The sequence below is a fragment of the Sphaerisporangium sp. B11E5 genome (assembly GCF_039871875.1).
Taxonomy (GTDB): Bacteria; Actinomycetota; Actinomycetes; order Streptosporangiales; family Streptosporangiaceae; genus Sphaerisporangium.
This window is the reverse complement of record NZ_JBDPMD010000008.1, coordinates 123,944-137,634: the sequence shown is the minus strand read 5'-3', so window position 1 is coordinate 137,634 and position 13,691 is coordinate 123,944. Positions and strand designations below refer to the sequence as shown.

Annotated in this window: 13 protein-coding genes; 4 read left to right on the top strand and 9 right to left on the bottom strand. The window is 74.5% G+C overall.

Annotated features, from left to right (window positions below; translation table 11 throughout):
• Positions 1–50: 50 nt before the first annotated feature.
• The 4 genes from ABGB17_RS10955 to ABGB17_RS10940 all read right to left on the bottom strand — a co-directional run bounded on the left by ABGB17_RS10955 (position 51) and on the right by ABGB17_RS10940 (position 6,368).
• Positions 51–881: a hypothetical protein gene (locus ABGB17_RS10955; protein WP_347628105.1), complete on the bottom strand. Its 831-nt coding sequence runs from the start codon at positions 879–881 to the stop codon at positions 51–53.
• Positions 881–1,273, bottom strand: a complete 393-nt coding sequence (locus ABGB17_RS10950; RefSeq protein WP_347628102.1) for a hypothetical protein — start codon at positions 1,271–1,273, stop codon at positions 881–883. Before ABGB17_RS10950 ends, ABGB17_RS10955 begins: the two co-directional genes overlap by 1 nt.
• Positions 1,274–1,291: 18 nt before the next feature.
• Positions 1,292–5,689: a CHAT domain-containing protein gene (locus tag ABGB17_RS10945; protein WP_347628100.1), complete on the bottom strand. Its 4,398-nt coding sequence runs from the start codon at positions 5,687–5,689 to the stop codon at positions 1,292–1,294.
• 61 nt (positions 5,690–5,750) lie between these two features.
• Complete coding sequence (locus tag ABGB17_RS10940) at positions 5,751–6,368, bottom strand: hypothetical protein (RefSeq protein ID WP_347628098.1); 618 nt, start codon at positions 6,366–6,368, stop codon at positions 5,751–5,753.
• Positions 6,369–6,560: 192 nt separating this feature from the next.
• Here ABGB17_RS10940 and ABGB17_RS10935 point away from each other — a divergent pair, with 192 nt between their 5' ends.
• Positions 6,561–7,766 (top strand): sensor histidine kinase, encoded by a 1,206-nt coding sequence (locus ABGB17_RS10935; RefSeq protein ID WP_347628096.1) that lies wholly within the window; start codon positions 6,561–6,563, stop codon positions 7,764–7,766.
• Between the two features lie 41 nt (positions 7,767–7,807).
• The gene (locus ABGB17_RS10930; protein ID WP_347628094.1) at positions 7,808–8,431 is read left to right on the top strand and encodes a response regulator transcription factor; all 624 of its coding nucleotides are present in this window, start codon (positions 7,808–7,810) and stop codon (positions 8,429–8,431) included.
• Here ABGB17_RS10930 and trxA read toward each other — a convergent pair.
• Both trxA and ABGB17_RS10920 read right to left on the bottom strand, forming a co-directional pair.
• On the bottom strand, positions 8,428–8,742 hold the full coding sequence (trxA, locus tag ABGB17_RS10925) for a thioredoxin (protein ID WP_347628092.1): 315 nt from the start codon (positions 8,740–8,742) through the stop codon (positions 8,428–8,430). The genes ABGB17_RS10930 and trxA overlap by 4 nt on opposite strands.
• Positions 8,624–9,118 (bottom strand): MerR family transcriptional regulator, encoded by a 495-nt coding sequence (locus tag ABGB17_RS10920; protein ID WP_347628090.1) that lies wholly within the window; start codon positions 9,116–9,118, stop codon positions 8,624–8,626. Before ABGB17_RS10920 ends, trxA begins: the two co-directional genes overlap by 119 nt.
• Before the next feature lie 99 nt (positions 9,119–9,217).
• On the opposite strand from ABGB17_RS10920, the gene ABGB17_RS10915 reads away from it, so the two are divergent.
• Positions 9,218–9,997 (top strand): aminoglycoside phosphotransferase family protein, encoded by a 780-nt coding sequence (locus tag ABGB17_RS10915; protein WP_347628088.1) that lies wholly within the window; start codon positions 9,218–9,220, stop codon positions 9,995–9,997.
• Between the two features lie 221 nt (positions 9,998–10,218).
• Here the strand turns inward: ABGB17_RS10915 and ABGB17_RS10910 are convergent, their stop codons facing one another.
• A complete protein-coding gene (locus tag ABGB17_RS10910) occupies positions 10,219–11,208 on the bottom strand; it encodes a glycosyltransferase (RefSeq protein WP_347628086.1) in 990 nt (329 codons plus the stop codon).
• Positions 11,209–11,217: 9 nt separating this feature from the next.
• Positions 11,218–12,177 carry a cation diffusion facilitator family transporter gene (locus tag ABGB17_RS10905; RefSeq protein WP_347628084.1) on the bottom strand — a complete coding sequence of 320 codons (960 nt, stop codon included), beginning with the start codon at positions 12,175–12,177 and terminating at the stop codon, positions 11,218–11,220.
• Positions 12,178–12,299: 122 nt separating this feature from the next.
• Between ABGB17_RS10905 and ABGB17_RS10900 the strand changes: the two genes are divergently transcribed.
• Positions 12,300–12,656 carry a metalloregulator ArsR/SmtB family transcription factor gene (locus ABGB17_RS10900; RefSeq protein WP_347628082.1) on the top strand — a complete coding sequence of 119 codons (357 nt, stop codon included), beginning with the start codon at positions 12,300–12,302 and terminating at the stop codon, positions 12,654–12,656.
• On the opposite strand, the gene ABGB17_RS10895 is transcribed toward ABGB17_RS10900, so the two are convergent.
• On the bottom strand, positions 12,623–13,603 hold the full coding sequence (locus tag ABGB17_RS10895; RefSeq protein ID WP_347628080.1) for a hypothetical protein: 981 nt from the start codon (positions 13,601–13,603) through the stop codon (positions 12,623–12,625). The genes ABGB17_RS10900 and ABGB17_RS10895 overlap by 34 nt on opposite strands.
• Positions 13,604–13,691: the final 88 nt, after the last annotated feature.

Genomic DNA, 13,691 nt, shown 5'->3' with positions numbered 1-13,691 from the left:
GAAAAAGGGGAACAGCGGCGCCGGTCACGGCGAAAAACATGATCTATTACTCAGGGGCGGGAATGGCCTTTGTGAAGAAGGTCGTTGATCGATGCGCTTTCCGCGGGCGTAAGCCGGCCGTGCGGTAACGCGACGCCCAGGGCCTCGGCCAGGGCGCGGTGATGGGTGTCGACGGTCGCCTCGACGACGTCGGCCAGCGTGGCGGCGGCGTCGCGGCCCCTGCGCCAGGCGACGGCGAACGTCAGGGCGCCGGCGAGCAGGCCCGGCCACCACGCGAGGCCCACGGCGGTGTGGAGCACACCCCAGGCGGCGAGTCTCAGTGCCTGGTCGAAGTCGTCGCGGGCGTCGCGCACGGGGGCACGGGCCGCGTCGTCCATGACCTGCCACAGGGCGGTCCAGATGACAGGGAGACGCAGGCCGTACTGGGCGTCGACGCGCTCACCGGCCAGGCGCAGGCGGTCGCCGATCCAGGTGGGACGGGCCGGGAGGTAACGCTCGGGGAAGGGCGGGCGGGCGTACCTCGCGCGGGCGTCCCCGGCGCGGCGGGCGGTGAGCCGCGCGCCAAGAGCGGCGGCGGGCGGTCTCCACTGGCCGACCCAGATCGACTGCAGCGCGCGGGCCGCGGCCTGCGCGGCCAGCCCCGCGAGGGCGGCCAGGGCCAGGGCGGCGGCGATGGTCACCGCGATCGGGACGGGACGGGCGGGGACGGCCATGGCGGCGAGGTCGGCCCGGCGCAGCAGGCGTCCGCCGTCCAGGGCGTGGGCGTGGCCGAGGGTCAGCGCGGTGACGGCCGCGGCCAGCCACAACAGGCCGGGCAGCACGAGCTGCACGAGCCAGCGGTCGGCGATCCTGCGGCCGAGCTCGCCGAGGAGGGCCTCCATCAGGAGGTGGGGACGAAGCGCATCGGGGCGCCGTCGAGGGCGCATGCCGGGGGGCGGCCGTGGTGGTCGCGGGTGGCGCGGCGGGGGCAGCGGCGGTGGGGGCAAGCGTAGTCGCCGGTGAGGCGGACCGGGTCCTGCCCGGGCACGACGACCACCGCGCCCCGGGTGCGGATCGCGGGGTCGGGCACGATGTGGCCGCCCGCCATGGAGACGCCGAGCTCCTCCCACGCGGTCGCCGCGGAGCCGCCCTCGGCCACCGCGGCGGCCTGCCGTTCCAGAGGCACCGTCCAGCCGCCCGCCTCGGCGTCGGCGCGCAGGCGGGGCAGTTCCTCGCACCACAACGCCAGCGCCCACCCCTCGGTGAGCGGCTCGCTGCGTTCCTCGGGCGTCATGCGCCTCCTTCCGGCGGCCTACGGGCCGATGTGCAGGTACGGTGCCCACAGGTCGGGGCGGCTGCGGTGGGCGGCGCGCAGGGCGAGGGTGGCCTGGTGGAGGGCCGCGGCTGCGCGGGCGGCGTCGGGGCGGCCGTCCGCGGTGAGCGTCTCGTACAGGTGGGCCGCCAGGCGGGGCGCGTCGTCGTCGGGAATCGACCACTGGGTGGCGACGACGTGCCGGTACCCGGCGACGTGCAGGGCGGCGGCGAGGTGCACGGCCTCGTCCAGCAGGCCGACGCCGCCGACGGCGGTCTGGCAGGCCGACAGGCAGACCAGCTCGGCGTGCTCCAGCGGTCTCGCCGCGATGTCGGCCACCGTGAGCGGGCCGTCGTGCAGGTGGACGGCGGCGGTCATCGGGTCGAGCAGGTTCTGGGTGCCGTGGCAGGCCAGGTGCGCCCACTCGTGCTCGGCGAGCGCCTCGAGCACCCGGCGGCGGGTGGCGTCGCCGTCCACCAGGCGGGTGGTGACGGCGCGGCGCCGGGCGATCTCGGCGAGCTCGCCGGCCACGGCGGGCAGCGGCGGCTGCCCCGGGGTGCGGGACATGCCGACGGCCAGCAGGCGCGGGTCGCCCCGCGGGGGTCTGCGGCGGGCGCGGATGAGGGCGTCCAGGGTGGGGGTGTAGGAGGAGACCACCCGGTCGAGCGCCGACGCGCCGTCGCGGGCCCCCGCGGCGTGCAGCGGGAGCAGCACGAGAGGGCCGGTGGGGCACCACCACAACCGGGTCCCCGGCTCGGCGCCGAGGGCCGTGAGGACGGGGGACGCGACCGTCTCCCAGAGCCATTCCAGGGTGGCGGCGAGGGTCTGGCGCAGGTTGACCAGGGCCGTCCGTGAGCGGTCGCCCTCGTCCACGCGGAGCAGGGCGGTCAGCCAGGCGAGGGTCCGCGCGTCGGCGTCCCCGGCCCGCAGGCCGGGCAGGGGCACCAGCAGGGGGTCCTCCGCGCCGGACGTGACGATCAGGGCGTCGCACCGGCCGGTGCCGACGTTGACGATCACGACGGGGCCGCCGTCCGCCGCGCGGCGCAGCTCGGCGTACGGGACGGCGCGCAGGAAGTTGGCGAAGCCGTCCAGCCCCCGGACCCGCTCCACCAGGTCGTCCCACTCGCGGGCCAGCCGGGTCCTGCGCCCGGCGGTGCCGTCGGGGTCCTCGGCGGGGGCGTCCAGGACGTGCCGGATCTCCGCGAGGCGGGCGGCGAGCTCGGGAGCGGCCCGCTCCAGCGCGGTGAGGTCGGTGCGCAGCCGCAGGGTCTGGGACCACAGGATGGACCGGCCGAGCTCCAGCAGCTCCACCGCCTCGGTGACGCGGCCCGCCGTGATCGCGGCCTCGGCGGCGGCCCGCGCCATACCCGGCCACTGCGTCAGGTGCCGGCGCCGGGTCGCCGGGGTCAGGCCGTGCCAGGCCAGCCGGGGCAGCAGCCGTACGGCGGCGGCGCGGCCGTCCGCGGCGGCCTCCGGGGTCCGGGCCCGCGCACCCCACAGGACGGCGGCCCGCATGCGCTGCTCGGTGGCCGCGGCGGGCAGCTCGGCGGCGGCGCGCCACGAGGCGACCGCGCGGTCCAGGTGTGAGGGGTCGCCGTCGTGGTCGTGCAGGGCGGACAGGGCGCTGCCGAGGTTGGTCAGGTAGGCGGCACGGTTCGGGTGGTCGGTCGGCGCCGCGGCGAGGATGTCGTCGAGGTGGCGTATCGCCTGCCGCAGGGCGGCGAGGTCCCCGGCATGGGTGAACCTGGAGCGCAGCGCGTTGGCGAGGTTGGACAGATACATCCACCGGCCCGCCGAGCCCGCCGGGCTGATCCGCACGGCCTCCTCCAGGCGGGCCAGCGCCTCGTCCAGGTCGGCGGGGTCGCCGCCGCGCTCGAACCTGTCCTCCAGTGCCAGTGCCAGGTTGGACAGGCACTTGGCGAGAAAGGGGTGCCCGGCGGGCAGCCCGCGCACGGCGGCGTACAGATGCCCGATGGCTTCGTCGAGGTCGGACGTGCCATGGCCGGCCGCCGCGTCAAGGACACCCTCCCGGACACCGTCCGATGGGACACCGTCCGATGGGACACCGTCATCCCGGCCGGCCTGCGCAGGGGCTCCGTTCCTCAGGTGGCGGTGCTGGAGGGCGTTCGCCAGGTTGGACCTGGCCATCGCGCCGTCGATGTGGTCGCGCGCGGTGGCGCCGACGGCGTGGCGGCCCGCCTCGATCGCCCGGTCCAGGTCGGCGGCCTCGCCGGTGCGTTCGTAGCGGATCCGCAGGGCGTTGCCCAGGTTCGACCAGATGCCCACCTCGGCGGTGTGGCCGGCGGGGACGGTACGCGCGGCCCGGTCCAGGTAGGTGACCGCCTCGTCCAGGTCGGCCTCGGCGCCGGTGCGCTCGGCACGCAACTGGTGGGCGCTGCCGAGGTTGGCGAGGTGCGTCGCCGTCCGCCCGCGCCCGGTGGTCCCGGCGCGCACCGCGTCCCCTGCCAGGGTGACCGCGCGGTCCAGGTCGGCGACGCTCCCGGTGTGCTCGGCCCGGCTGCGCAGCACCTCGCTCAGGTTGGACAGGTACGTCGCGTCGCCGGGGGCACGCCGTACGGCTTCCTCCATGTGCCCCACCGCCAGGTCCAGGTCGGCGGGCTCCCCGGTGCGCAGGTGGCGCTTCAGCAGGGCGAGACCCAGGTTGGACGACGCCGGCGCGCTGCCGGGGCCGAGGCGCGCGGCCCGCCCCAGCACGGCGACGGCCCGCTCCAGGTCGGCGGGGTCGCCGTCGCGCGCGTAACGGTCGTGCAGGGACGCCCCGAGGCTGTTGAGGAACCCCGCGTGCTCGGGCCGGTCGGGCGGCACGGTGTCCACGGCCCGTTCCAGCAGGGCGATCAGGCGCTCCAGGTCGGCGGGGTCGCCGAGGTGGTCCTCCCGCAGCACCAGCGAGTTCACCTGCTCGCGCAGGGCGTCGTACGGGCCGGGCGGGCCGGGGGTGAGGCCGCTGAGGCTCTCCCGCAGGGGACGCGGCTCGGTTCCGGCGGCGACGGCGGCGAGGTCGTCGTCGATCAGCTCGCGGACCAAGGTGTGCCGGGGAGTGCCCGGGCCGTGCGGGACCAGTTCGAGCGCCTCCGTCACGAGGGCGCGGGCCCGGCGCAGCAGGGCCACGTCACGGTCCTGGTGGAACCGTGCGCGCAGCACCTCGGCCGCGTGAGCCAGGTGGTAGTGCCGCTGCGACGCGCTTTCCGCCGCGAGTGCGCGTTCCGCGGTCTCCTGTGCCAGACGCAGGTCACCGGCGGCTCCGTCACGCAGGTACCGGTGCAGGGCGCCGCGGCTGAGGTTGTTCAGGTAGACGGGGTACTCCTCGTCCGCGTGGGCTCGGGTGGCCAGGGTGAACGCGGCGATCGCCCGGTCGAGGTCGGCGCCGTCGGCGCGGATCAGGTACCGGTCGAGCAGCGCGTTGCCGAGGTTGTTCAGCGACAGCGGGCCGAACGGGTCGTCACGGCCGAACGTCACGGTCGCGTCCTCCAGCTCCCGCACCGCGGCGTCGAGGTCGGAGGGGTCGGCGGACTCGCGGAACCGCAGCCGCAGGGCGTTGCCGAAGTTGCCGACGGCGCCGGGCCGGTCGACGTGGTCCACGGGGAACGTGGCGGCGTTGACCCCGAGCAGGTGCGCGGCCGCCTCGATGTCGGCGGCCTCGCCCTGTCGCTCGTACCGGTCCTGCAGGGCGATCGCGACCTGGTGCACCAGGGACGCCCGGGCCACCCGGTCGAGCGAGTGCCACATGCGGTGCCCCGTCATGCGCCGGGCGAGCCCCGCCGCCCGGTCGAGCGCGGTGTCGTCGCCGGTCCACCGGTATGTCGCGAGCGCCCCCTGCGTGCCGGACAGCAGGCCGAGCATCTCCCGCTCGGACTCCTCGGCGGGGACGAACTCGCCGTCCTCCAGTTCGCCGGTGCGCCGCAGCCCGGCCAGCATGCGCCGGCGCCGGGCCACCTGATGTGCGGACTCCTGCTCGAACGCGCCCTCCAGGTCGCCCTGCAGCCCGGCCAGCAGGGCGTCGGTCTCCGGGGTGAGCAGCTCAGGGTGCTCGGCGACGGCCCGGCGCACCTCGTCCGCGTCGGCCGAGTCGACGACGACCCGCAGCGGGCCGGCGAGGTCCACGGCGCCGGGGTACGGCTCACCGAACGGCCACCCGCCGGTGGCACGCCCGGTGCGGTAGGCGTTGAGGGCCCAGGTGAGCCGCTCGAAGGCGCGGACGTCCGCGGAGTCCCCCTCGGCCTCCCTGGCCCGCCGCAACCCCTCGACGAGCACCTCCTCCACCGGCCGCAACAGCTCAGGCGGGCACTCCCGGACGGCGGCGGCGTACTCGTCCCAGTCCTGTGCGGCCGTGATGCGGCGCACCGCCTCGGCGACGCGCCGCCCCCGCCGCTGGAACACCACTGTGAAGCCTTTCGCGCACCGGCCGACACGACCCGGAACCCGCCCCGCTCGTGACGCCTCAGCCTCTCCCCCGAGTGACGTGACCTGATTCTGTCCCGCCGCGCCGGGCCACCGCAATGCCCCCCGTCCCCGGCCAGGCGGACAGGGAGAGCCAGATCAGGGCGGCGGCGGCCGTGACGTGCACGGCGCTGGTCAGCGGGGTGTCGGGGAGGCGGGCGAGGAGGGCCAGCAGGGGGAGGGAGACGGCGTAGGCGTAGACGGGGACGCGGGGGAACCTGCGGGAACGGAGCATCGAGGCGGCGAACAGCACGGTGCCTGCGACGAAGACCACGGCGGCGGTGAGCAGGGCGAGCCGCGCCGGGCCGGCGAGCAGGCGGGCGACGGTGGGCTGGTCGAGGTGGAAGAGCACGATGTTCAGGCTGAACGCGACGGCGCCGAACAAGGTGAGGCCGAGGATGTTCATCGCGTACGCGACGGCGGAGAACCGGTCCGCCGCGAGGCCGTGGTGCAGGTAGAGGGCGGTCAGGGCCGGGGGGCCGAAGACGGTGCCGAGGCCGATGACGAAGCTCGTCGCGGTGGTCTCGCCGGTGAAGACCTCGACCAGGGCGGGTGGGCCGAGCGTGAGACCGGTCAGGACTCCGCAGACCACACCGAAACGCAGCAACCACGAAGGCATGGCGCCTCCATTCGACGAAGGGGGGAACGCCTTCGAACGTAGGGAGCGGCGGAGGCGGGCGGTAAGTGCCGGGCCGCCTCATGTGCTTGGCCGTCCGGCACGTGCCGTATGGCCGGAGTCTGCCGTGCGCACTCCAGATGGCGGCAGGTTCGGCGTAGCCTGCACACGAACCGCTATCACGGAGGTGCGGGAGTGGCACCCGTCATGACGCGGCCCGGGCCGCCGGTGCCGTGGGTGCCGTCGGTGTTGTACGGGGCGGTGCTGGCCGCCGGGGTGTACTACGAGCTGTTCGGCGCGGACGGGCCACAGGCGGGGCGGCTCGCCGGGTTCGCCGCCGCGCTGGCGGCACTGTTCGCGGTGGACGCGTGGGAGCGGCGGCGCCACCCCGTCCGGGCCGGAGCGGCCGCGGTGCTGCTCTGCGTACGCCTGGCGCTGTACGTGGGGGTCACGGCGTTCGACGCCGCGGGATTGTCGCGGGTGCTGTTCGTGCTGGTGCCGTTCACGGCGTACTTCGCGTTCGGCCCGGTGGCCGGGGTGGCGCTCGGGGCCGCGTCCGCCGTGCTGCTCGGGGTGTGGTTCACGGTCTCGGCGCCGGGGTGGTGGCTGGAGCCGGCGTACCTCTCCGACCTGCTGATGTTCACCCTCGGGGTGGTGCTCGCGCTCTCCATGGCCGCGGTCGCGGTGAGCGCGCGGCGGGCCCAGGCGCGGCTGGAGGAGTCCCACGCGCGGCTGGCGGCGTACGCGGGCCGGGTGGCGGAGCTGACCGCGGCCACGGAACGCAACCGGCTCGCCCGGGAGATCCACGACAGCCTGGGGCACCACCTCACGGCGATCGGCATCCAGTTGGAGAAGTCGTCGGCGTTCCTGGACCGCGACCGGGCCGCGGCCGAGCGGGCGCTCGCCGACGCCCGCTGGTCGGCCGCACGGGCCCTCGCGGAGGTCCGGCAGTCCGTGCGGACCCTGCGCGAGGACGGCGAGCCGTTCTCCCTGGGCGCCGCCCTCACCGATCTGGTCCGCCACGACCCGAGCGTCACCGTGGACATCAGCGGCGAGGAGTCGCGGTACACCCCCGCCGTGCTCACCGTCCTGTACCGCGCCGCCCAGGAAGCCCTCACCAACGCCCGCAGGCACGCCGCCGCGACCCGTGTCACCCTGTCGCTCACCTGCGGCGAATCCGAGGCCCGCCTCGTCGTCGCCGACGACGGCCGCGGCCTGCCCCCGTCGCCCCCCGACGGCTACGGCCTGCGCGGCATGCGCGAACGCGTCCGTCCCCTCGGCGGCGACGTCACGGTCACCGGCGCCCCCGGCACCGGCACCACCGTCACCGTCACGATCCCCCGCGCGACCGGCGTCCCCGCCCTGACGGCGGACGGCCGGGACGCGGGAGCCCGCGCGTGACCGGCGCACGTCCCGGCGAGGGACGGCCAGGACACGGGAGCGTGACCGCTGTGCGGGTCCTGGTGGTGGACGACCAGGAGCTCGTCAGGGAAGGCATCGCGTCCCTCCTCGCCATCCAGCCCGGCATCGCCGTCGTCGGCACGGCCCCCGACGGCGCGGCGGCGCTGGAAGCCGCGCTGACCCTGCGTCCCGACGTCGTGCTGATGGACGTCCGCATGCCCGTGATGAACGGCGTCGAAGCCACCGCCGCCCTCCGCCGCCAGGTCCCCGCCTGCCGCGTCATCATGCTCACGACCTTCGACGACGAGGAGTACGTCCTCCAGGCCCTCCGGTCCGGCGCCGCCGGCTACCTGCTGAAGGACCTCCCCGCCGGCCACCTCGCGGAAGCCGTGAGACTGGCCCACGCCGGAGTCACCCAGATCGACTCCACCGTCGCCCACCACCTCACCGGTTCCCGCCCACCCGACCTCGACCCCGTCCTCACCCCCCGCGAGACCGAGGTCCTCCGCCTGATCGCCACCGGCTCCACCAACCGCGAGATCGCGACCACCCTCTACCTGAGCGAAGGCACAGTGAAGAACCACATCTCCCGCATCCTCACCCGCCTCGGCCTCCGCGACCGCACCCAGGCCGCGGTCTACGCCCGCGACCACGGGTTGATCTAGAAGCAGCCGTCCAGCTCGGCGAGCAGCATCCGCTTGGTCCGCGCCCCGACGACCTGCCGCACGACCTCGCCGTCCCGGTAGAGGTTCAGCGTCGGCAGCCCCATCACGCCGTACCGCGCCGCGATGTCCGGGTGGTCGTCGCCGTTGAGCTTGGCGATGGTGAGGCGGTCGCCGTACTCCTTCTCGATCTCCTCAAGGACGGGGGCGATCATCCGGCACGGTGGGCACCACTCCGCCCAGAAGTCGACCAGTACCGGCTTGCCTGCGCGCAGCACCTGCTCGTCGAAGTTCTCGCTCGTCAACGTGATCATTGTTTCCCTCCGGGTCCACGGCACAGCCCGGGCAGGCCCGCGCCAGTTGCTCGGCCACCTCGGCCCGCCGGCGGACCAGGGCGTGGATCTCCGCGTCGAGCACCGCGAGCCGCCGCCGGTACACCGCGACCGACTCGGGGCACGCGTCGCCCGTGGCGTGCCCGTCCCGCAGGCACTCCACGAACGGCCGCGCGTCCTCCAGCGAGAACCCCGCCGCCATCAGCGACCGGATCTCCCGCACCACCCGAAGGTCGCTCTCGTCGTACTCCCGGTACCCGTTCGCCGACCGCCGCGCCGCGAGCAACCCTTGCTGCTCGTAGTACCGCACCGCCCGCGCACTGGTCCCGGCGAGCGCCGCCAGTTCCCCGATCCGCACAGACCCTCCCTGATCCGTGGCCACCCCGAACGTAACCCCTGACACCGACGTCAAGGTCAACCCCGCGCTCCCGCGCTTTCACTCCCGAGAATGGACGACATGACGGAGCCAATCCCTCTGCGAGGCGGCGTCAACCAGGTCCTGCGCGTCGGCCTCACCGTCCACCGCCCCACCGGCCCCTGGACCCCCGCCGTTCACGGCCTGCTTCGCCACCTGGAGCACGAGGGCTTCACCGCCTCCCCCCGCGTCCACGGAACGACCCCCGACGGCCTGGAGATTCTCGACCACCTCCCCGGCGAGGTCGGTGAGTACCCCCTGACCGAGGCCGTCACCTCCACCGAAGCCCTGAGATCAGCCGCCGAACTCCTCCGCGCCTACCACGACGTCACCGCGGCCTACGTCCCCGGCCACGAGACGGGGTGGATGTTCCCCGCGATGTCGCCCGCCGAAGTCGTCCTGCACAACGACTACGCCCCCTACAACTGCGTCCTCGACGGCACAGAAGTGGTCGGCGTCATCGACTTCGACACCGCCACCCCCGGTCCCCGCCTCTGGGACGTCGCCTACGCCACCTACCGCTGGGCCCCCATCACCGCCCCCGCCAACCCCTCCGGCTTCGGCACCCCGGAACAACAGGCCACACGGACCCGTGCCTTCTGCGACCACTACGGCCTGCGCCCGGACGCCCGCCGCGATCTCGTGGACACCGTGATCCGCCGCCTCGACGCCCTGGTGACGTTCATGCGCGCCCAGGCGGACGCGGGCGTGACCGCCTTCCAGAACCACATCGCGGAGGGCCACGACTCGTTGTACCTGAACGACATCACCTACCTCCGCGACCACCGCCACGTCTTCGACGAGGCGCTGCGCGCGGACTGAACCGGGACGGAGAAGCCGGTGACCCATGGATAGGCACACACGGCCCGGCGGGAGTACGCCGCACGGCTCGCCGGCCAGGTGACGCGGCCGGCGTCCCGGTGGCGGGGGCCCATGACGGTCACTCCTCGGCATCTGCTCGTGCCCCGGTGGTGGACGCTTCAGGACGAGGGCCCGCACCGGCCGCGTGCTCGACCTGGAGACCACCTTCGCCTGGTGACGCTCTAGACGAACTCCGGCAGGCGGCGGGCCACTTCCCGCGGTGAGGGCATACGGGCGATCTCCTCGGCGATCGCCCGTGCCGCGTCCCGGTACCCGCCGTGCCGCGCCTCGGCGACACACCCGGCGACGGCGCCGGCGGTCACCTCCCCCGGGAGCAGCCGCAGCCCCGCCCCCGCCGCCGCGACCGCCTCGGCGTTGGCGAACTGGTCGGCCCCCTGCGGCAGCATCACCTGCGGCACCCCCGCGCCGAGCGCCCCGAGCGTCGTCCCGCTCCCCCCGTGGTGCACCACCACGTCCACATGGGGCCACAACTCCGCCTGGTCCACCCACGTGCGCACCGTGACGTTCCCCGGCACGGCCCCGACCTCCTCCACCGCTACCCGGCCCGCCGCCACCACGACCCGCGCGGCCGTGACCGCCAGCCCGTCGATCAGCATGCGCAGCAGCTCCGGCGTCCCGAACGCCGTCCCGAGCGTCACGTAGACGACCGGCCCCGGTGATACGTCCCATCCCTTCGGCCCGTGTGTCCCCGAGAACGGCACCGGCCGCAGCGGGACGCGCTCCTCTGTCTCCAGGAACTCCTTGTCCTGCAGCGACGCCGGGCAGATGTCGATGTGCGGCCGCCCGCGTGTCTCGGCGTTCCGCGCCGGCGGCTCCAGCCCGATGCCGTCGGGGAACATGCGCCCGAACCCGTGCCAGAGCCCGGGCACCCCCGCCCTGACGGCCGCCACGGCCGCGCCCGGCACCCCCCACCCGTGCACCACGAGATCGGGCCGCCACCGCCGCAGCTCCGGCTCCATGTCCTCCGCGTAGACCTCGTAGAACGAGTCCGCCACCCGGAAGGGCCTCACCCCCAGCCCTTCCAGCGCCGGGTGCATGCCCTCCCCCACCGCGAACCGCACCTCGTGCCCCGCGTCCCGCGCCGCCACGGCCAGCGGAACCAGCGGGTAGGTGTGTCCCGCCGAAGAAAGACTCACGAACAACACGCGCATGCCCCGAACCTAGCGGTGGGTGGAGAGGGCCGCGTGGTGGTCGGCGCCGGTGGGGTCGTGGGGGTCGGTGTGGACGGTGGCGGCGCGCAGGCGGGGGAGGTGGTGGATGAGGCGGTGTTCGGTCTCGACGGCGACCGCGTGGGCCTCGACCAGGGTGAGGTCGTGGTCGACGAGGATCTCGACCTCGGCGTGCAGGGCGTGGCCGATCCAGCGCAGCCGGACCGCGCCGGCGCCGCGTACACCGGGGACCGCCAGCAGGATGCGCTCGGCGGCGTCGATCAGGGAGGGGTCCACCGCGTCCATCAGGCGGTGGTAGATCTCCCGCGCGGCGTCCCGCAGCACGAAGCAGATGGCGCCGGTGATGAGCAGCCCGACGAGAGGGTCGGCGAGGGGGAAGCCCAGTGCCGCGCCTCCGGCGCCGAGCAGCACGGCCAGCGACGTGAAGCCGTCCGCACGGGCGTGCAGGCCGTCCGCGACCAGCGCCGCCGACCCGATCTCGCGTCCCACCCTGATCCGGTACCGGGCCACCCACTCGTTGCCCGCGAAGCCGATCAGGGCCGCCGCCGCCACCCAGCCCAGGGCGTGCACATCTTGTGGATGAAGCAGCCGCCTGACCGCCTCGAACCCGGCCAGGGCCGCCGACGCCGCGATGACCAGCACGATGACGATGCCCGCCAGGTCCTCCGCCCGCCCGTACCCGTAGGTGAACCGCCGTGTGGCGGCCCGGCGTCCCAGCGAGAACGCGATGGCGAGCGGCACCGCCGTCAACGCGTCCGCGAAGTTGTGCAACGTGTCGCCGAGCAACGCCACCGACCCGGACACCCCGACGACCACCGCCTGGACCGCCGCCGTGCCCACCAGCACCGCGAACGACACGGCCAGCACGCGCATCCCCCGCTCGCTGCCCTCCAGGGCCGCGTCCGTCCTGTCCGCGCTGTCATGGCTGTGCGGCACCAACACCCGCCGCACCCTCCCCAGGACTCCCCGTCCGTGCCCATGACCGTGCCCGTGACCGTGACCGTGCCCGTGACCATGCATGAGAGGCCCCTCGATTTGCCAACGACGTCCCAGTGCCTCCACTATATGTATTCATGTGCGCACGCGACAATCTATCAGGTGCCAGTCACTCGCAGGAGCAACCCACTCCCGCCCAGGTCACCACCGCCGTAGAGGCGTTCCGCATGCTCAGCGACCCCACCCGCCTGCGCCTGATGTGGCTCCTCTCCTCCGGCGAGTACGACGTCGGCTCCCTCGCCGAGGCTCTCGGCGCGCCCCGCCCCTCCGTCTCCCAGCACCTCGCCAAGCTGCGCCTCGCCGGCTTGGTCGACACCCGCAGAGAAGGGCGGCACGTCCGCTACCGCGCGAGGGACTCCCACGTCCGCGCCCTCATCGCCGAGGCCCTCTCCCACGCCGATCACGAACTCTCCGGCCGCCCCCGCCACGACTGACGGGCGGCGAGCACCACGAGGCCGGCCACGGCCACCACCAGCACGGTCTGCCCCACCAGGTTGGCCGGCGTCGCGACCCCGGTCAGGTACAGCAGCAGGTACCCGAGCCACATGTACGTCACCAGCGCGCCCCCCGCCGCCCCGACCACATGGAGCGGGCTCCATTTCTCCCGCCCCGACCAGCGGACCAGCAGCACCGCCATCGCCGCGAGCAGCACGGCGCCGAGCACCGCGCCTCCCCAGCTCTCCGACCGGGCCGCGAACACCCCGCTCAGCACACACATGATCAACGCGACCGCCACGGGCCGGGGCGTCCGCCGTCCGCTGACCGGGACCTTCCGCACGGCGAACGCGGCGGCGACCAGGCCGGCCGTCACCACCGCCGCCCCGGCCAACTGCGGCGCGGACGCCATGAAGGTCCGCGTGTGGTCGTCAAAGATGATCTTGCAGCCGAACGCGAAGAGCACGACGGTCACCGCCAGCCCGCCCCACCCCAGCCACGGCGCCGTCCGCCGCCGCGGCACCAGCGCCTCGACCAGCGCGATCGGGATCCCGATGCTCCAGATCACGTGCCCTGCCACGAAGGCCTCGGCGTGGTAGGCGCTGACGCCCAGCCAGGGCACCGCCGCGATGCTCGTGAAGTCGTACCGGCCGTCGTAGTCGGAGTTGAACAGCGACTGGTCGAGGATGCCCGCCTGGAACACCCCGTAGGCGGCGGCGAGCAGCAGCATGGTCGGCCACCCCCGCCCGGCCCGCCGCGCGACCTCCCGGACCAGCAGGGCCCCGCCTCCGTACATGGGCGCCAGGAAGGGGATCGCGAGGATCTCCGATGTCGGCACGTTGCCCAGCAGGTACTCCCCCACCAGCGGCGCCAGGAAGAACAACCCCACAGCGGGCGCCACCCGCGCCAGGCCTCTCGGCCGTGCCGCGACCACGGTCTCGTCCATACGGGAACGCTAGGCCCCCGCCGTCCCCCCGGAAATCGGCCGTCGGCACCGGACCACCCGACGCCGGTAGCGGAAAAAGCCGTCCCGG